Here is an 18,303-nt window from a genome sequence, read left to right on the forward strand (position 1 = left end):
GCGTACCCCTCCTAAGGTTTGCTGAATGTTCCTTAAGTCGAAGCCGCAGGAATAAGATACTTCCCGGCGGCTTCGCAGCTCATCCCTTATAATTCAATCGCATCCGCAAGCGGCTCCATGTCTTCGAAATTGTTCCAGAGCATGACCTTCACCGAGTAGCCTTCTGAGTCAGCCGGCAAATTGAAGCCTCCTGAGAAGGATACGGTTTCTCCTTCCTCTACTGTTTTCTGAACATAAGAGAGTGAGGCAATATCCCCATTGACGTCATACAAAGCAATCACCATCAGAGCAGATTGTGCTTCATCGTGGTTAGTAACCGTAACATCGGCAGACAACAATCCGCTTGCAGGCAAGCTTTCAACTACATCGCCTGCTGCATTATGGAAGATCGCGGAGTCAATCACAAAACCTTGTGGATCCACCGGATCTGTTGGTTCTACCGGAGTTGTCGGTGTCTCGTTTGTTTCCACCAATTGAACGTTGTCGATCAGCAAATCGACATCGACTGTATTTTTCCAGATGAACACGTTAGACGCCGCTACACTCGCACCTGTTTTAAATACAACCTCTTTCTTCGTCCATTCCGTCGAGTCAAACGACAGCACATGCTTGATTTGATCGGTATCCGGCGATTGGTCTGTCGGCTTGTATTGGAAACCCGCCGCAGCGCCATCTGCCGCCTCAGTTGCCCCGCTCACCTTGCCCCAAATCGTCAGTTTGTAAGTCGTATTCGGCTTCACGGTTATGAATTGACCTCCGCCGCCTGCTCCGCCTGCCGTTACTTTCAACGCCTTCGAGCCGCTTATTCCGGCACCTGCTGCGGCTTCAAGACGTCCCCAGTTCATCCATGCATCCAAATCCTTCTCGAAATCGCCATTGACGATAATCGGAGGCTGCTCAGCAAGCGACACGTTGTCAATGAGAAGATCGACGCCTTCGGCCGACTTCCATACGAATACGTTAGCTCCGGCAACGCTTGCCCCTGTCGTTAATGTCACTTCTTTCTTCGTCCATTCCGTCGAATCGAACGACACAATAAACTTAATCTGATCGGAATCCGGCGACTGCTCCGTCGGCCTATACTGGAAGCCGGCATCGGCGGTGCCTCCCTCAACCACTCCGCTCACTTTGCCCCACACCGTAAACGTATACGTCGTGTTCGGCTTAATCGTGACGAACTGACCGCCGCCTCCCGATCCGCCTGCAGGTACTTTAAAGGCTTTCGAATTATCGATTCCACTCTCCGCGGCCAGCTCGGCGCGCGACCAGTTCTGCCAACCGTTCAAGCCATCTTCAAAGTTGCCATTGACCATGACAGGAAGATTAAGTGTCACCGGCAGCGTCAACGAATCATGGTTGTCATCCCACACCTGCGTGCCTAACCAGCTGAGATTCGTCGGGCGAGTACCGTCCAACTTATCGACCTCCCAGCCGCCGCCTTTAGTGGTATTGGCTGTAAGATCGAATATGTCCTCGCCTTCCCATGCCCATACAAGGCGACCAACCTGACGCTGCACGGCTTCATTGAACATCCCGGCCGTAACATTCGTAGTTTGGCTGTCGCCACCGCCATATTCCCCAATAATAAGTGCAAGGCCCTTGATTGCTGCTTCATCGAGATAATTCGCAAGTCGCTGCTGTCCGTTAAACCATTCTCCGTACATATGAAGTGAGAACACCAGATTATCGTACGTTGCTGCTAATTCCTCACCTGTAGACAGAATCGCGCTGTCAGACGTTCCATTTCTGAATCCGCCCTCTTGGCCGTAGAAATGTCCATCCAGTACGATGATATTTTCAGCCCCGATTGCACGAATAGCTGCGATTATTTCTTCATGCACTTCTTTCCAACGCGCAATGGATTCGCTTGTCGAATAACCTTGACCGGCTTGGCCCGGTTCGTTCATGATGTTGAACCAGACGTACGGGTTGTCCTTATACTTCTCGGCCAAATCAACCCAGTAGGCCTTCAACTCATCGACGGACATCGAGTAGCTGCCATCCGATGCCGTGACACCTTCTTCCTGCGGATACGATCCCGTAAAATCATGATCTTCAATGATCGTTACGACATGCTTGGAGGTGAACGCGTTTACGATGCCGTCCAAATCCATGTTATTGTTGATGTTCCAATACTCCATCTTCGGGAACATGTTTACACGAACCGTATTGAATTTCCATGTGTCCACGATCAAATTCACGTCCGGCAATGTCGGACGAGACCATGGCCAACGCGGCCCATTCACGTTAACGCCTTTTGCAATAAATGAATTCCCGCTCGGGTCCTTAATTTCACTCCCTTGCACTTCAAAGTTGCCGTCTGCCATGCTAGGCGTTTCAACAACCGGAACTTCCGGCAGCTCCGGTGCAGTCAATGCCTCCACACCTCTGACAACGAGGAAGTTATCATAATCGATCTGGCTGCTTCGCACACCGATACCGATTTTGCCTGATGTATACGTTTGGTCTGCAACCTGATCGTACAAGCTGCTAACTGTATGATTTTGAAGAGCATTGACCGAGATATGTCCGTCTTCGTTTGAGATAACCTGCAGCGTCGTCGTTTTGCCGCCGACTCCGAAGACGATGTCGGATGCCAGGCTGACTTCGGCATTATTTACGAATTTCTTCAAAGAAACGTTTGCTGCATTGTTAGCTGTACTTCCGTTACCCAGCACCAATTCATAATAATTGCTGGCATCTTGATAACCCCAGATTATGCGCGTCGCGTTCCAATGTCCGCTTGATAACGGCGCTTCGACATCGACCTGGAACGAGTAGGAGCCATCAAAGCTTTGCTCCGTGATAGCCGATTGAAGATAGCCACTCCAAGAATCCGAATGCAGTTTATCGCTTACAATTGAAAGTGTAGAGTCAAGTACCCACCCATCGGAATTGCTAAAATCGCTCTCAAACAGAACCTCCTGATTATTGGAAGCGCTTGCGAGAGCAGGCGCAACTTGGATTGCCAGCGAGAAGACCATTAGAAAGGCCGTCAATATCGCTGTCCACTTCTTCATACTTACCATGCTCATCATTCCCCTTCAAATTTTTGATGTGACATGCTAGTAACCGCAATTCCTATTATATTTTTAAGCGGACCGTCCCAATATGGAAATTAGTAGGCAGAACAGTGAAATCTGTCTTCTCATTTTTGCACATCGTACATAAATCTCCCTACCCATAGAAAAGGACCGCTACGTTTTAGTAGACGGTCCTATAAATTGGGGTTACATGAATTGGATCTTCCGGCTCAGCTCCACGACCATCTTCGCTTCATTCGCGCCGTGAAGCGGTTCGCCACGATAAGTGAGGTTGCTGATCGTGACTTCCTCGATCATATGCGCAGCATCATAGCCGCGAATAATCGAAACCGGCAGCAAGCCGCCTACAATGGCGATATCCTCGAAACGAATGTCACGGACATGGCCGCGCTCAGCATCCTTGGAGTATTGGGAGAACTGCACTTTAATATCGATGAGCTTCTCGCGTGAATCCTCTACTCGGATGTTCTTGTACAGCACGTTATGTACATCCGCACGGTCACCGTTATGAATCGTGAAGGTACCCCCTGACTCGTAACCTTCGAATTCGCAGCGGATAATGTCGCAGTCGCTAAATTCGACTTCGGAGATGGAAGCGCAGCGCGTTTCATAGCCGATTTCGAGCGCATTGCCCCACTCTGCATTCCAGAACACTGAACGGGTAATGCGTACATTTCTTACATCATGCAAGCCTGCCTTGTGGAAATAATCGACCGCTTTAATGGCAATGCAATCATCCTTCGAGCGAACGAACACGTTATCTATCGTCACATCCTCGCAGCCAACGATATCAATGCCGTCACCGGTTCCCGCATAAGTGAGAATATTGATGTTGGTAATCGCTACTTGCGTGCTGCCTGCCGGCACCACATGCCAGGTCGGCCCGTCTATAACCGAAATCCCTTCGATCGTCACTTGCTTACAGCCTGCAAGAAGCATCATCAAATGTCGCTTGCTGCCTTCTTCGGCCTCTCTCCATAACGAACCATCCAGGATCCCTCTGCCGCGAATCGCAATGTTCGATGCGTTCTCTGCCTTGATTCGTCCGTGAACGACGGCACACCTTCTTCGATGTAGACCGTCTCTCCGTCAGCCAATACGATTTCTCCGGCTTGATGGACTTCCCCGCCTTTGAAATAGTGCACCGACGGATCGGCCGGATCCGGACGCGCCTCGACTTCAATCGGATTGATCCAAATAAACAGAGGCTCCCGGATGTTATCGTTAAACTCTACCGACAACTTAATAGGTGCTTGCGCCTCGAAACGAAGAACGCCGCCTTCTTGAACCGGCTTAATCCCATGACGGAGCGGACGAACGACAACCTGCTCTGCCGCTTGGCTGTCTTCGATTTCAACCATGACCTTGCCTTCAGCGGACAGCATCGCATAACCTGCGCCTTGACTGCTGTACACGAATACCGGCTGCCCGTTGATACGTACTTTATAACGCTCGGAAGCTGCGATTTGCGCTGCCGGAGCCTGATAGTGAATCGTGGATTGCTGCATAATTGTACACTCTCCTAATGAGCTGATCATCCTTCTATTCTAGCGAACGTCCATCATGAAGCGTGTGAGAAACTCGTCTGCACCCCGTACGAAACTTATTCTTTGCGTACATGCTTGGGCAGCCTGCCTGTCTGCTGTTTATAAAATTTGCTAAAATATTTCTCATCCTGAAAGCCCGTTTTCTCCGCGATTTGATAGACGGGCTCATTCGTTGTGGCCAGCAGTTCCGTGGCTTTCTCGACCCGCAGGTCGTTCAGCACATCTTGAAATTGCTTGCCGACATATTGCTTGAAGCAGCGGCTGAGATAGCTGCGGTTCAAATTGATGCGCTTCGCCACTTCAGTCTGATTCATGCTGCTTTGCAAATCGAAAGAGATCATTTGCATCGCCCGCAGGATGCCGATGCATACATCCTCGGAGAGCTCATGATGTCGCAGCCGCAAGCGGACGAGCCGGAGCCAGTCCGTCCATTGCTCCCAGAACAGCAGTTCCTCGCAAGCAGCAGCCCAATCCACCGACTCCGAGATCGACTCGAAATGCCGCCATAACAAGACGGTATTCTTCAGATGCCTCGTCCAAACCGAAACCGTCGGTCTGCGCTCCCGCACCTTTTCCATCAAATCGTGAAAAGCGCCATCATGGTACACCCAGTAGAAGGAACGCCACTGCTGCTTCAGCACTTGCATAACGGCATCATCGGTGGCGGCAGGCCGAGTCTCCAGCTCAATCCAATCAATCTCATAGCCCGTCTTCTGCGCCTGAAAATCGAAGAACAGCTTCTCGTCCCGATACCGGGTCAGCAGTTGCACCATAACCTTCTCGGGCAAATTGCGCACGCCGCGGATAATGACCGGAATCCACTGATTCCAGTCCATTACGGCATACAGCATTGCGATATTCGTATATTTCTGGAGCAGGTCTTCCCGCCTTACATAAATCCCCTTCTTCTGTATCGTGATCACCCGGCTCCTGGAGCTGGGCATAATAAGCTCAAAAGGCAGCTCCCAGTCTGCCTCATTCGTAATAGGCGTTAAGAATAACGCCCACGGCTCCTCCACCTCCTGCTGCTGCTCCTGCAGCTCGAGTTTGCGTTTCTCCTCCAACCGAATGCGTTCGATGATTCGCGCAATGGATTTGTTTAAGGTGTCGTTCTCCAGCTCTGTTTTGACTACATAGTCGATTGCACCAAGCCGCACAGCCTCTTGAATATGATGAAAATCCTGATGACAGGTCAAGACCGCGATCCACGTACCTAGATAATGCTCGCGAACCTGCTTAATCAGCTCGAACCCGTTCATCACCGGCATCGTCAAATCCGTGAGCACCAAATCCACATGGAATTGTTTCATGAGCGCTAAGGCAATCTCGCCATTAGCTGCTTCACCAATGATCTCAATCCCCAGCTCTTTCCAAGGAACAATATGCATGAACCCTTTGCGCACAAAATATTCGTCGTCCACGATGATCGCCTTCATCATACGATCTCTCCTCAAAGTTAATGCGTGGCTGTGCTTGATCTCCGATTCCTATGCCACCGCTTCTTAGCTGAATGCTGCATGCCCGATCTTAGAATCGTACACGCAAACCAATCAGCATAGCCGACTTCATATTTTCGAGCGCTTGATCGACTGACTGCCAAGTTCCCCCTAAATATATATGGATCTAGTCAAGTGTTCAATAAAGAGAGGGGTGAAACCTGTTGGGTAAACGTAAGAAGATTGTTACTTTTCATAACAAAACAAGCCGTCCCGCAGTGGGACGACTTGTTCGGCTGTTCATGCCATGAATCATTAACTACCTCAATTGAAGGAGAACATCAAACGGATAACGGCCGGCATTTCGTCCGTAGAGGGCAATACCGCCTTGCTCTGCCTCAAGCGTCAGCTTGAAGCTGCGGCTGCGATCCAGCTTCGCCGTGATGCGGCTCGGCACGGTAACGCTGCATAGGTAGCCGAAAGATCCCGCTTCATCCAGCTTGTTAAACACCTCTTGATACTGCCAGGACAGAACGCCTCTGCTATCTGCAGGGTTATCCGGAAGCAGGAACGAACCGATACGCTCCCCGTCAATGAGAACATGAACACGGGATTCGTGCCGCTCCTCATCCGTCATATAGTACGTGTTGCTGTTGCGCTCCACGTCCGCGGCAGCTCCATGCATGAAGCTAATGGTGTGAGCGCGATCCGTAGCACCTTCCACATTGCGGGCAAGCAATCGTTTCGCGCTTGCTTCGAAGCGGATATCCACATGGTGGATCGCCGTCTGCTCCGCTTTGCTTGGGAGATTAATGTCATAAACGAATTGGCCTTCTCCGCCGCCGTTTGTTTTAAAGCCTTGAATCGCATTCCACTGATAGTTGAAGCTGTGCTCGGTATATGCCGTAACCGGCACATTGACGAAACGACCCGCTGCAGCATAAACGCCATTTTCGCTTCCGCTACGCACATCGAATGTAATGAAGTTGCGTGTTACAACGTTACCGGAGGCATCTTTCAGGGAGACCGCAAGTACGGCAACTGCATCCTGATTCGGCATCGTAACCGTAAGCGGCGCATCAATTGCCGTTACGCCGAAGCCATCCCAGTTAAGCGCGATGGCACCTTGATCGGCAACGGTACGGATACCGAGGTTGTCATACCACAGCTCATAGCTCAGCTGCAGCTGCTGGCCGTGGTGTTGGTCCGAATAGCTGGAGCGCAGCAGCGGAACAGCAACCTGCGTGCCCGCTTGAATCGTCTGACACGGCGGCGCATCGATGACGATAAAGTCTGCCGAATGCAGATCGGAAAGCGACATGCCCGGTACGAACTCCTCGTAACCGAAATATTTGTCCGTTCCATCCAAGCGATAGTAGCCGTTAAACTCATTCGTTACATCGCGGAATTCCGTAAAGACGAATCCGCACATTTTGTCATGGCGGCGGAACTCGTTGAGCATGTACCGATAGTGCCATGCGAGATCGCTGTCGCCCGCACCGCTTGTGAAGCCCCATACATTGCCGCACTCACTGTTGATAAGCGGAGCATCGCCTTGCAAGTTGCCGCCGATATAGTTAAAGTCTGAACCCGGATAGGTCTTCTCTACAATCTCCGTTACATGCTCGCGTACTTGCTCATAGCCGTTAATATAGAAATGCCACGAATTCAAATCCGACTCGACATGGTCAAAGTTGCACGGGGAATTATCCTCGATAACCCGCGTCGGATCGGTCTGCTTCGCCCAGCGGTAAATCCCGCGTACCCATTCCTGCGTTTCCGGCAAATACCAGCTCTGCTGGCCCGGCTCTCCTGTTAACCCATCGCCTTGCGGGTTGGTCTTCAAGCCCCAAGTTTCGTTGAACATGACCCAGCAGAAGATCGATGGATGGTTGTAGTCACGATCAATAATCTCTCTGGCTTCGCTCTCATAAGAAGCACGCGCCGTCTCATCCGGGTTGCCCCAGAAGCATGGCATATCTTCCATAACAAGCATACCCAGCTTATCGGCCCAGTACAGCTTGCGCGGCTCTTCCGGTTTGATGTGGATACGGACCATGTTTAGGCCAAGGCGTTTCAGCAAGTAAATTTCATTATGCATCTCTTCGTCGCTTGGATAGGTAAAATAACCGGTTTTGTGGAAGGACTGATCCAGTGTGCCGTTGAGGTAGACCGGTTTTCCGTTCAGCGTGATCCAGCGGTAGGAGCGGTCGCCGAACAATGCTGTCCCGATTTCACGAATACCGAAATAGGTTGAGACTGTATCGGCGCCTATGCCTGTGCCGCTGCTGAGAGTAAGCTCACCTTCATAGAGATAAGGAGACTCGGGGCTCCACAGCTGCGGGTCGCTTACGATGAACGACGTGCTAACCGCGTTGCTGCCTGCCTCGAGCTGAACAACTGCCGTATGCTGCACCGACTGATCAGCGAAGCTGAACTGCAGCGTTGCTTCTCCCGCTTCCTGCGCAGTAATCGCTGCATTCACTTCAATCGTGCCGTCTAGTTTGGTTATGAACTTGGCCGATTGGATATACGACTGTGGTCTTGCCTCCAGCCATACCGGCTGCCAGATTCCACGAATTTCTCCATACCCCTGCTTGCCTCGTGCTTGCGAGCTGCGGTCGAAGTCTTCTGCGCGCACGACGATCGTGTTCTCTGCATCGTTTCTCCACAGCGCGCTAACCTCGAACTCGAAGCTGCCATAACCGCCGGCATGCGAGCCGACATGAATGCCGTTAACCCATACATCGGAGCGATAATCAACAGCGCCGAAACGCACGAATATGAGCGATCCGCTCTCTGCCGGCGCCCATGATACAGTCTTCTTGTACCAGCCTGTGCCGGTATCATTGCGGCCGATACCTGACAATGGACTTGACCATGAGAACGGTACCGTAATTTCGGAATCAAATGAATTCGAAGGCTGAAGCGATGCGTAATCGCTTACATTCTCTTCAGTATCAAGCCGGAAATCCCATACGCCGTTCAGATTCAGCCAATCTTGGCGCTGCCAATCCGGACGCGGATATTCGGGACGCGGCATTTCTGTTTGTGCAGATTTCAAAGCTTGAGCAGCCATTAGGGAAACACAACCTTTCAGGGTGGTGGTGGATTTGAATTGCCCTCATTTTAGCACCGGTATATGATTTAATCAATATATATTATGTTTTTACAATACTTCGATAATAGAGTACACTGGTGGTAATGAAAGATCTGAACGATGAAGGGTTGAAACCGCTATGAGTGAACTCAAACAAGATACCATTCGTTATCCCTCCACCCGCCTTATCGATGTAGCCAAAGCGTTGTCCGGTGACGTCCGCGTCCGCATTCTGGAAGCGCTGGGCGAGAAATCGATGAGCGTCAGCCAGCTCGCCGAAGCGCTCGGCGTCGCGCAGCCGACTATTTCCGTGAACGTGCAAATTCTGGAGAACGTCGAGCTGATCACGTCCACGCTTGGTGCGAATCGGGAGAAAATATGCTCCGTCACCTGCCGCTCTATTCAGTTGGACTTGCCCGTAAAGCTTGGTGAAGGCCTGCTTCGCACGGAAGAGCTGCGCATGCCAATCGGCATGTACGCTCATTGCTCCGTGCAGCCCACATGCGGCATCGTCACCCGCGATTGCGTGCAGCTCGGCTCCGTCGATGATCCCCGTGCCTTCTACTTGCCGGAACGAGTGGAGGCTTCGTTGCTCTGGTTCGCTGGAGCCGGCTATGTGGAATATTATTTTGCCAATCCCATGCCGCCGGGCGTTGTCATTAATGAGCTGTGGTTCAGCGCGGAGCTGTGCTCCGAGGCAGCAGGCTTCCAGATGGACTGGGCCTCCGATATTTCACTTCTCATCAACGATCAGCTTGTCGGCACATGGACAAGCCCCGGTGATCTCGGCGACCGCAAAGGCAAATTGACACCGGATAAATGGAAGAGCGGCACCGAATACGGCATGCTGACCGAATGGCGCGTTACCGCAGCCGGCAGTCACGTGAACGGCGAAGCGTCGTCGGAAACTACGCTTGATACACTCGGCCTGCAATATAACAAGCCGATCCGTGTCAGGCTCGAAGTGTCCGAAGACACGGCCAACTGCCGCGGCCTTAACCTGTTCGGCGCCGATTTCGGCGATCACAGGCAAGATTTGCTGCTGTCGTTTATTCGCTACGCGGAGTAAACGACGCTAAGAAGGACTGACTCAAACGTGCGCAGCCGCGACTTTTGGGACAGTCCTTTCGTATGATTAGGTCAGCCAGATTCTTCTGGCTGGCCTTTTTTTGTGAGGCTCTAAGTAAGCTGGGATCCTGCTTGGCGACTCTCCGACTACGAATCGGTAGTTCACTCTGAAATCAGCGATATGCCGCCGGCTTTTCACTCTAACAAACCACAGAGGCCTTATTTCAGCAATTGGGCTCATCTTGATATTCTAACGAACCCTACAGGCCTTATTTCATGTTTTGAGGCCCCTTTTCGAGCCTTTTGGGCAGAATAACGTTCCTACGATTCGTTAGAATTGAAAAGAGGTGATTTTCATCTAAATAAGGCCTGTACGATTCGTTAGCGCGCTGTAACTGTGACAGGTACCGGCTGGCTGGGCTCGGCCACCGAGCCACTGGGCCACTTGCCTGCTGGGCTGGGCCGACTGGCTGCTGCCCCGGTACGACAAGTCCTGCCCATAGGCAGCCTTTCACATATTCACAAGACATACTTCCAGAGCAACCACGAAACAAACGCTGCCAGCCACGACACAAACCCGAATATCATGACGATTTTGTTCTCGCTCCACCCATATTTCAAGCTAAAATGATAATGAATCGGAGCCATGCGGAAGATTCGCAGTTTCGTCTTCTTGTAATACCACACCTGCAGGATCACGGACAGCTGCTCGGCCAAATAGATGATGAACAGAATCGGAATCAGGATCTCTACCTTTTCGATGACGGCTAAGAAGGTGAGCGAGCCGCCGATTGCAAGTGAGCCCGTGTCGCCCATGAATGCTTTTGCCGGATAAATATTATAGATGAACAAGCCCAGCAAACAGCCTACCATAACTAAGGAGAAGGTCTGCACCTCGATCCTCTCGGAGATGACAAAGAAGAAGAAAAAGGTCGGGATCGCAACGTTGATCAATAGCCCGTCCAGCCCATCGGTAAAGTTAATGGCATTAGCCGAGCCTACAATGAACAAAAGCATGATCACCAGATAGAGCCACGGAGGCAAGCTGAGTGAGAAGCCTTGAAATACTGCAATATCCGTGCTTAAGTTAAATTGCTGAAGCAAAACAAGCAGCAATACACCCGCAAATGTGAATTGAAGGACAAGCTTCATTTTGCCGGAGATGCCCGATGGATCTTGAAAAGCTGCCTTTCGAAAGTCATCCATGAACCCCACAATGCCGAATAATACAAATGTTGTACCTATAAACAGCACCATCGGCTGGGGATGAACGTAAACCGAAACCATAATGCCGATCAGCAAAATTAATCCCGACATTAGCGGCGTACCGCGTTTAGCTTGATGATCTGGCGGCAGCTCTGCACGAATAGGCTGCGTTAGCTTCAGCGCGCGCAAACCCCAGATGAGGAGTGGAGTCAGCAGCGTTACGAGCAGGAACGAAATCCCTGACGCACTCAGTATGGAAATATCCATGAATTCGGTTCTCCTTTCTTTATCACAACATTGGAAACAGGGAACTTGTCCACTTGCTGCCATCCATCACGTGCAACGGATTGAGGAGTACATAGTTGTGGTCATGGACTATACTGCTGCATTGTTCGCTTCCCTCCACTTGGTTTGGAAGTCTACTATCCTAAATGCTAGCATCTTATGGAAAAATGTTGCAAGAGCGAATTTACACCATTCGATTCAGAGCAGCATATTCTATGCTCATAATTGTCCTTGACTTGGAAAATGCTGTGCATTATAATCTCGAATAAGCTGAATATTCAAACAAAAGCTGTGAAGAGAAAGAGTATCGCGCTGATGTCTTTAACAGAGAGCCCCGTCCGGTGCAAAGGGGTAAAGAATAACCGCGAGAATATGGTCTCTGAGCTGTGCCCCGAAACCCGCTATGGGTGTAGGCTGCGCCGGATCCTGCACCCGTTACTGTGCTAGGGTATAACCGCGAACCGCGACGTACCTGAAGAGGTGAATGCCGCAAGGCATTTATAAAATTGGGTGGTACCACGTGAGCACAGCTCTCGTCCCTTCGGGATGAGGGCTTTTTCTGTTTTCTATAAATGGAGGCGATATGGATGGCACCTATCTTTATTGGCGGCGCTTGGCCGTATGCGAATGGTTCCTTACATTTGGGGCGATTGGCGAGCTTATTACCCGGAGATGTACTGGCACGCTATTACCGTTCCAAGGGAGAGCAAGTTTTGTACGTTTCAGGGAGCGATTGCCACGGCACTCCTGTCGCGGTTCAGGCGATTCAAGAAGGCGTTTCTCCCCGTGATATCGCGGACCGCTATCATCAGGAATTTGCCGATTGTTTCGCACAGTTTGGCTTCACCTATGACCTCTATACGCGGACGGATCAGCCATTCCATCATCAGGTTGTACAGGAGATCTTCCTAAAGCTGCTCGAGAATGGATTCTTGTACAAGAAAACCATTCAGCAGACTTACTGCGAGACGGATAAAAGGTTTCTGCCGGACCGTTATGTGGAAGGAATATGCCCGGTGTGCGGGAGCCGCGCCAGAGGTGATCAATGTGACGCTTGTTCCACCATGCTCGACCCGGCGGATCTATCGGATAAGACATGCAAAATATGCGGAAACCCACCCACTGAACGGGCCACCGAACACTTCTATCTTGCGCTATCCCATTTTCAGGATGAGCTGTCTGCTTATGCTGCTGGCAAGTCTCATGGCTGGCGAGATAACGCTGTTCAATTAACTAAGCGCTACTTAGAAGAAGGCCTTCATGATCGAGCGGCAACAAGAGACCTGGACTGGGGCGTTGATGTACCGATAGAAGGCTTCGAAGGTAAGAAAATCTATGTCTGGATCGAAGCGGTCAGCGGTTATCTGTCAGCAAGTAAACAGTGGGCTGCAGAGACCGGCGGGAGCTGGGAGTCCTTCTGGAAAGATGGCGAAAGGGCCATAACGGCTTATTATGTGCACGGCAAAGACAATATCCCCTTCCATACGTTAATATGGCCTGCCGTACTTCTGGGTGGAGGCGGACTGCATGTGCCGGATCGTATTATTTCCTGCGAGTACATGACGCTGGAGGGGAAGAAGTTCTCAACCAGCCGCAATTGGGCCGTTTGGGTGCCTGACATCATGAGCCGATATCAGCCGGACTCCATCCGTTATTTTCTCATTGCCAATGGCCCTGAGAAACGGGATACGGATTTTTCTTGGCGGGAGTTTATCCACAGTCATAATGGCGAGCTGCTTGGCGCATTCGGTAATTTCGTGAACCGCACGCTCGCATTTATCACAAAATCGTTTGAAGGACGCGTTCCCGCAGGCGAGCTTAGCGATGAATGGAAGCAGGCGCTTACGGAGCTGTATCTGGATTCAGGAGCTCTTATCGAAGAGGGACGATTGAAAGAATCGCTGGAGCTCGTCTTTGCGCAAATTCGCCGGGCCAACAAATTTTTCGATGAGCAGAAGCCATGGGCGCAAATCAAAGAGAATCGGGATGATTGCGGCTCTACGCTCCATACCTGTGTAGGGATCATCGCGAATTTGGCTAATCTGCTGCAGCCGTTCATCCCCTTCTCCTGTGAGCGTATTCGAACCTTCCTCTCGCTTGAGCAACCGACTTGGAAACTTGTTACCGTTCCGACTGATCAGCAAATTCAGAGCTTATCGCTGCTATTCGAGCGCATTGATACTCGCCGTATTGAAGAGGAAGAAACCAATTTGTTGAATAGCCGACAGCAGTAGTATTGAGCAATTGAAAAAAGGCAGGCCCTCTTCGGCCTGCCCTCGGGCTTTCGATAAAGTCTCGACGGCCATTTTTTGCGAAAATCTAACGAACCGTAGGGGCGTTATTTGGCCGAATTTCAGGGCCTCGAGATTCTAACGAACCGTAGAGGCGTTATATGGAGATAATCAGCTCCTAACTCCTCCAAAACCGTCAAATAGAGCCCCTACGGTTCGTTAGCATGTTTTCGAAGCCAATAATGGGCAAATAAGCGCCGTACGGTTCGTTAGAGCATTCCGCCCTTCCAAATAATCAACAGCCTGAAGGAAAGAGCAGGCCTTCTTCGGCCTGCCCCACATGTACGCCCTCTACTTGCTTACTAACGTAACGAACAAATATACAGCTGTTCCCCACATGACTACAGCGGAAACTTTGTTCAGCGCAATCATAATCCGCCCTGACTTGTCCAGACTGCCCGTTAGCCGGCCGGCCGCAGCCAGACTTGTAAACCAGAGCCATGAAACAACCACGCAGGCTACCGTGAAGAGCAGCTTCTCGGCCCCGCTGTATTGCAAGGAGCCTGTCCCAATAACGCCGACCGTGTCCAGAATCGCATGCGGATTGAAGAGCGACACCGACGCTGCAAAAGCAATCTGCTTCTTCGCCCCGAGGGCCTCCGAGGAAGAGGATTCTCTAGCTGCCGGCTTGCTTTTCCAAGTCAGCCATCCCATATAGAGCAGGAATAAGATGCCTGCCACAAACAGGATGGTCTTCAGCCAAACGAACTGCAGGACAAGGACCGATACGCCGAGTACAGCTAGCAAGATCAGCAACGTATCGCAGATCGATGCCGTTATGACGACAGGCAGCGCTTGACGGAACCGAGTCTGAACCGCACCTTGATTAAACACAAACACATTCTGTACCCCTAGCGGCAAAATCAATCCCAATGCCAAAATAAATCCGTGAATCATTGCACCAAGCATGGTTCTATTCTCTCTCCAATTCTAGTTGATATTTACCTCAGCCCATTGGCTAAACGAGTAATATGCTGATTTACTTCTGCCCAATCGGCAGCACGCAGTACGAACTCACTCGTAACGGCTCGATTATAAGGCTGATCATACAAAATAATCGGTTTGCGCATCAGAGCAAACTCCTCTGCGTAATGAGGCGCATCATCGATCAGTACGTCCACTTTAGCCGCTATGCAGGCTTCGAGTTTATTTTCGACGAATGTGATGTGGTTGTAGGTGAACTTATGATGGTTCAACCAATCTATTGTAACATCCCGGAACAACAAAGGCCTTGCCGTAATGATAGAAAGCTCATGATGTAGGGATAATTGCTGCAAGCTATCGGCTGCGTTCGGATACGGCGCCGAATGCCAATGAATATCGTGGCCATACTTCGCATAGATGATATCTCGTTCCTCACGATTCCAGCCATAGGATCGATAGATATAGAAATCTTGAATATCCGCGGCAGTTAGCGCCATTCCGGATGCCATATTATAATAGGTTACATGCGCCGCCGTCGCATCCAGAACGGTATTATCCAAATCTATGGCAATGTGCAGACGGGCTCAACTCCTTCGAGGTGGTGCCTATTTATTCTAGTCAGGCATGTATGTTAACTCATTATATCGTTCAAATACAAGGGGTGTGAACCTATTTTGAAAGCAAATGAAGCTTATAACGACATCATCGAAACGGAGGAGGAACTGCGCGCACTTATCGGTTTCCCTAGCGAATTAGTAAGTCGGAAGACGATTACTCATCTCGACGAACATTGCTACAACTACATAAGCCGCTCGCCATTCGTAGTCATCTCGACTGCTGACAGCTCCGGCAGCTGCGATGTTTCGCCGCGCGGAGATTATCCCGGATTCGTGCTGGTCCAGAACGAGCAGCGCTTAGTAATTCCGGAGAGACCGGGTAATAAGCGTATCGACTCGCTGCGGAATATTTTATCGAATCCACAGATTGGTCTTCTCTTTATGATTCCGGGACTTGGAGAAACTCTTCGTATTAATGGGAAAGCGACTATTATAAAAGATGACCAGCTGCTAGAGCAGATGGCGTATAACGGTCGCAAACCACTGCTTGGCATTGCTGTAGAAGTAGAAGAATGTTTCATACATTGCGCCAAAGCCTTTATACGATCGGGCTTATGGGACCCCGAGTCGTGGTCGGATAAGGAATCGCTCCCATCTGCGCCGCAAATTATAGCGGATCACGCGAAGCTCCCCGGCTCGGATTCAGAGGCTATTGCACGTCGGCTAGCGGAAGGCTATTCACAGCGGCTTTATTAGAAGGAAGCGGTTTCGATACTGTATCCCGATGTGGATAACTTCAATTGTGGATATGTTTATACGTCGCTAATACTTATACACGTATTGCTGTTGAAGGCTGTTGACACTGGGGATAACTTTGTGAATAACTATTATAGTAAACGATGAACTGGAGGTCACCGTCATCATGTCCCAATCAACGAACACCACTATTAATGCCTTTCCTTTGTTAGGGCAAACCCTCTCTCCCTTCGGCGCTGATATGGTAATTGCCGAATGGACCGCTGAGGGCTGTCCGCCGGACACGGAACCGATGCGCATCGCCCCGCTGCATATTCATCATGAAGATGATGAAGCGTGGTACGTACTTGAAGGCAAACTTGCGATCCAAGTCGGCGACTCCATTGTTGAGGCTGCCGCTGGTAGTGCCGTCATTGCCCCGCGAGGCGTGAAGCATACGTACTGGAACCCCGCGCCAGAGCCTGCACGTTATTTGCTTGTTATGAACAAGCGCATTCAATCATTAATTGATGCGATTCACGCGATGGAGCAGCGAGATCCGGAAACAATGCAAGCCTTGTTCTCCCAATACAAAGCCGAACTTCTCGATTAGATGGCGCAAAAAGGCCGCCCGTCTCCTTCTCCGGAGATAGGCGGCCTTTCGATGTATGCTTGTTATGAACCTAGTCGTCCAATCGCGATAAATACGGCAATCGCCAGAATGACGACGTTCATCACGATCGCCTGGTTCTCGCTTCTTCTAGCATGAACCCCAATTGCCAGCACCATAATGACCGCAATCCCAATCCCAGCAACACCGGCCAGCCATGGCAGAATGTCAGTTGCAGTTGGTACGATAAATCCGATTGCCGCGAGCAGCTCGGATAAGCCGACGAGGAGAACGAGTCCCCGAGAGGAATCTTTTGCCCAAGGCATGGTCGCTCTAACCTTCTCGTATTGGAACGTCTTCATCATTCCTGCCATTAAGAACATAAGTGCCAGTATAATCTGAGCGACCCATAATGCAATATTCATAAATTGAACTCTCCCTTTGTTTGTTATATTGGTTTATCATACGACAAAGGGTACTTCATCAGAAGTAGGCACATGAAAGTTTCCTAGTTTCCAAAAAGAAACCATAGATAAATACAGGAAAATCCGAGAAGGGGCTCCTTCACCCCACTCGGATTTCTGCAACCACTTTACAACATGCCATAAGATTTTAACGTCTTTAATCGTTCTACCGTAACATATCCGCGCCATTCGGCTTCGGCTCCGGGACCTAACGGCTCCCAGCTGATCCCCCAGCCTCCATCATCTTGCTGCTGATTGATCAAGGCGTGCAAATGCCTTTCCAGCTCGCCCTCTGAAATCAGTCTGCCTGCATAACTGCCATGCTGCGGAGCCCAGTCCAGCACCTTCTGTACATAACCTATCGCTTCCGGATCCCGCTCAATGACCCCTGGCTGCTGCAGCCATTCATCGATCAAAACTTTATAGGGAGCAGCCTTCTCTTGCTCGGGCGTATGCTGCAGAAACGTAATCCACTGAATGCCATCGTGAAAACCATGCGGTTTCTCCTGCTCGAACGCGCGCCATAGATAAGCGGTGTTTCGCTGAAACCAATCTTCCTTCCAAATGTCCGTCCGAACTTGCTGTTTGCATAACATGCCGATCAGTTGGCCGGTTGGATTCATCGAAGCGACATCATCCCGCTCTGCCGCCCACCAAGGCATATGCGGATAAGCCATCGCGCTGCGAAATACGAATGGAACGCCACCATCTGGTAACGTAATGCTCTGCACGTAGCGAATAATTCCGTCAAGCAGCCCCGGATCCCCGTATCCCATCTCATCCAGTATCATTAATGCCACTTCAGTAGGCACAGGCTGGCTGTCCGGACAGCGAATGTCCGCTTCCAGCGCATGTCCGAAACCGCCGTCCTCATTCTGATAAGCGCGAAGCGCACTGAAGACCGCTTCTTCCGTACCACCCTCGAAGAAATATTCAAACCGTCTCCGATCAATTAACCTGCCGTTTGTATATAGATATGATTTTGCCCGTTCGAGAATTTCTTTGCTTCCCATCCTGAACAACCTCCTCTGATATA

General features: G+C 50.6%; 14 protein-coding genes and 1 other annotated feature. Of the genes, 4 read left to right on the forward strand and 10 right to left on the reverse strand.

Annotated elements, in window-relative coordinates; genetic code table 11:
• Nucleotides 1-86: 86 nt before the first annotated feature.
• The 5 genes from AC506A_RS17310 to AC506A_RS17330 form a co-directional block, all read right to left on the reverse strand.
• Nucleotides 87-3,029 (reverse strand): cellulase family glycosylhydrolase, encoded by a 2,943-nt coding sequence (locus tag AC506A_RS17310; RefSeq protein WP_495462258.1) that lies wholly within the window; start codon nt 3,027-3,029, stop codon nt 87-89.
• 201 nt (nt 3,030-3,230) lie between these two features.
• On the reverse strand, nt 3,231-4,085 hold the full coding sequence (locus AC506A_RS17315) for a glycosyl hydrolase family 28 protein (RefSeq protein WP_495462433.1): 855 nt from the start codon (nt 4,083-4,085) through the stop codon (nt 3,231-3,233).
• On the reverse strand, nt 3,986-4,552 hold the full coding sequence (locus AC506A_RS17320; protein WP_495462259.1) for a hypothetical protein: 567 nt from the start codon (nt 4,550-4,552) through the stop codon (nt 3,986-3,988). The genes AC506A_RS17315 and AC506A_RS17320 overlap by 100 nt, the downstream gene beginning before the upstream one ends.
• 95 nt (nt 4,553-4,647) lie before the next feature.
• Nucleotides 4,648-6,030, reverse strand: coding sequence for a helix-turn-helix domain-containing protein (locus tag AC506A_RS17325; protein ID WP_495462260.1), 1,383 nt, complete (start codon nt 6,028-6,030; stop codon nt 4,648-4,650).
• Nucleotides 6,031-6,346: 316 nt separating this feature from the next.
• Nucleotides 6,347-9,106 (reverse strand): glycoside hydrolase family 2 protein, encoded by a 2,760-nt coding sequence (locus AC506A_RS17330; RefSeq protein ID WP_495462261.1) that lies wholly within the window; start codon nt 9,104-9,106, stop codon nt 6,347-6,349.
• A 160-nt stretch (nt 9,107-9,266) separates the two neighbouring features.
• On the opposite strand from AC506A_RS17330, the gene AC506A_RS17335 reads away from it, so the two are divergent.
• A complete protein-coding gene (locus AC506A_RS17335; protein WP_495462262.1) occupies nt 9,267-10,196 on the forward strand; it encodes an ArsR/SmtB family transcription factor in 930 nt (309 codons plus the stop codon).
• Between the two features lie 518 nt (nt 10,197-10,714).
• Here the strand turns inward: AC506A_RS17335 and mraY are convergent.
• Nucleotides 10,715-11,668: a phospho-N-acetylmuramoyl-pentapeptide-transferase gene (gene mraY, locus AC506A_RS17340; RefSeq protein ID WP_495462263.1), complete on the reverse strand. Its 954-nt coding sequence runs from the start codon at nt 11,666-11,668 to the stop codon at nt 10,715-10,717.
• Between the two features lie 300 nt (nt 11,669-11,968).
• Nucleotides 11,969-12,230: a binding site (T-box leader), on the forward strand.
• Nucleotides 12,231-12,273: 43 nt separating this feature from the next.
• On the opposite strand from mraY, the gene metG reads away from it, so the two are divergent.
• Nucleotides 12,274-13,920, forward strand: coding sequence for a methionine--tRNA ligase (gene metG, locus AC506A_RS17345; protein WP_495462264.1), 1,647 nt, complete (start codon nt 12,274-12,276; stop codon nt 13,918-13,920).
• A gap of 348 nt (nt 13,921-14,268) precedes the next feature.
• Here metG and AC506A_RS17350 read toward each other — a convergent pair whose 3' ends face one another.
• Both AC506A_RS17350 and AC506A_RS17355 read right to left on the reverse strand, forming a co-directional pair.
• Entirely contained in the window at nt 14,269-14,886 is a 618-nt protein-coding gene (locus AC506A_RS17350) for a LysE/ArgO family amino acid transporter (RefSeq protein WP_495462265.1), read from the reverse strand.
• Between the two features lie 32 nt (nt 14,887-14,918).
• The gene (locus AC506A_RS17355; protein WP_495462266.1) at nt 14,919-15,461 is read right to left on the reverse strand and encodes a 5' nucleotidase, NT5C type; all 543 of its coding nucleotides are present in this window, start codon (nt 15,459-15,461) and stop codon (nt 14,919-14,921) included.
• A gap of 114 nt (nt 15,462-15,575) precedes the next feature.
• On the opposite strand from AC506A_RS17355, the gene AC506A_RS17360 reads away from it, so the two are divergent.
• Nucleotides 15,576-16,214, forward strand: a complete 639-nt coding sequence (locus AC506A_RS17360) for a pyridoxamine 5'-phosphate oxidase family protein (protein WP_495462267.1) — start codon at nt 15,576-15,578, stop codon at nt 16,212-16,214.
• Between the two features lie 166 nt (nt 16,215-16,380).
• Entirely contained in the window at nt 16,381-16,806 is a 426-nt protein-coding gene (locus tag AC506A_RS17365) for a cupin domain-containing protein (RefSeq protein ID WP_495462268.1), read from the forward strand.
• Nucleotides 16,807-16,868: 62 nt separating this feature from the next.
• On the opposite strand, the gene AC506A_RS17370 is transcribed toward AC506A_RS17365, so the two are convergent.
• Together AC506A_RS17370 and AC506A_RS17375 are read right to left on the reverse strand one after the other, a co-directional pair.
• The gene (locus AC506A_RS17370; RefSeq protein WP_495462269.1) at nt 16,869-17,228 is read right to left on the reverse strand and encodes a DoxX family protein; all 360 of its coding nucleotides are present in this window, start codon (nt 17,226-17,228) and stop codon (nt 16,869-16,871) included.
• A gap of 167 nt (nt 17,229-17,395) precedes the next feature.
• The gene (locus AC506A_RS17375) at nt 17,396-18,280 is read right to left on the reverse strand and encodes a hypothetical protein (protein ID WP_495462270.1); all 885 of its coding nucleotides are present in this window, start codon (nt 18,278-18,280) and stop codon (nt 17,396-17,398) included.
• Between the last annotated feature and the right edge of the window lie 23 nt (nt 18,281-18,303).

The organism is Paenibacillus sp. N22P23, assembly GCF_059383735.1.

Bases quoted from the DNA above. Each gene is read 5' to 3' on its own strand.
- AC506A_RS17310 (WP_495462258.1), bottom strand. From the start codon at position 3,029: ATGGTAAGTATGAAGAAGTGGACAGCGATATTGACGGCCTTTCTAATG.
- AC506A_RS17320 (WP_495462259.1), bottom strand. From the start codon at position 4,552: ATGCAGCAATCCACGATTCACTATCAGGCTCCGGCAGCGCAAATCGCA.
- AC506A_RS17325 (WP_495462260.1), bottom strand. From the start codon at position 6,030: ATGATGAAGGCGATCATCGTGGACGACGAATATTTTGTGCGCAAAGGG.
- AC506A_RS17330 (WP_495462261.1), bottom strand. From the start codon at position 9,106: ATGGCTGCTCAAGCTTTGAAATCTGCACAAACAGAAATGCCGCGTCCC.
- AC506A_RS17335 (WP_495462262.1), top strand. From the start codon at position 9,267: ATGAGTGAACTCAAACAAGATACCATTCGTTATCCCTCCACCCGCCTT.
- mraY (WP_495462263.1), bottom strand. From the start codon at position 11,668: ATGGATATTTCCATACTGAGTGCGTCAGGGATTTCGTTCCTGCTCGTA.
- metG (WP_495462264.1), top strand. From the start codon at position 12,274: ATGGCACCTATCTTTATTGGCGGCGCTTGGCCGTATGCGAATGGTTCC.
- AC506A_RS17350 (WP_495462265.1), bottom strand. From the start codon at position 14,886: ATGCTTGGTGCAATGATTCACGGATTTATTTTGGCATTGGGATTGATT.
- AC506A_RS17365 (WP_495462268.1), top strand. From the start codon at position 16,381: ATGTCCCAATCAACGAACACCACTATTAATGCCTTTCCTTTGTTAGGG.
- AC506A_RS17370 (WP_495462269.1), bottom strand. From the start codon at position 17,228: ATGAATATTGCATTATGGGTCGCTCAGATTATACTGGCACTTATGTTC.
- AC506A_RS17375 (WP_495462270.1), bottom strand. From the start codon at position 18,280: ATGGGAAGCAAAGAAATTCTCGAACGGGCAAAATCATATCTATATACA.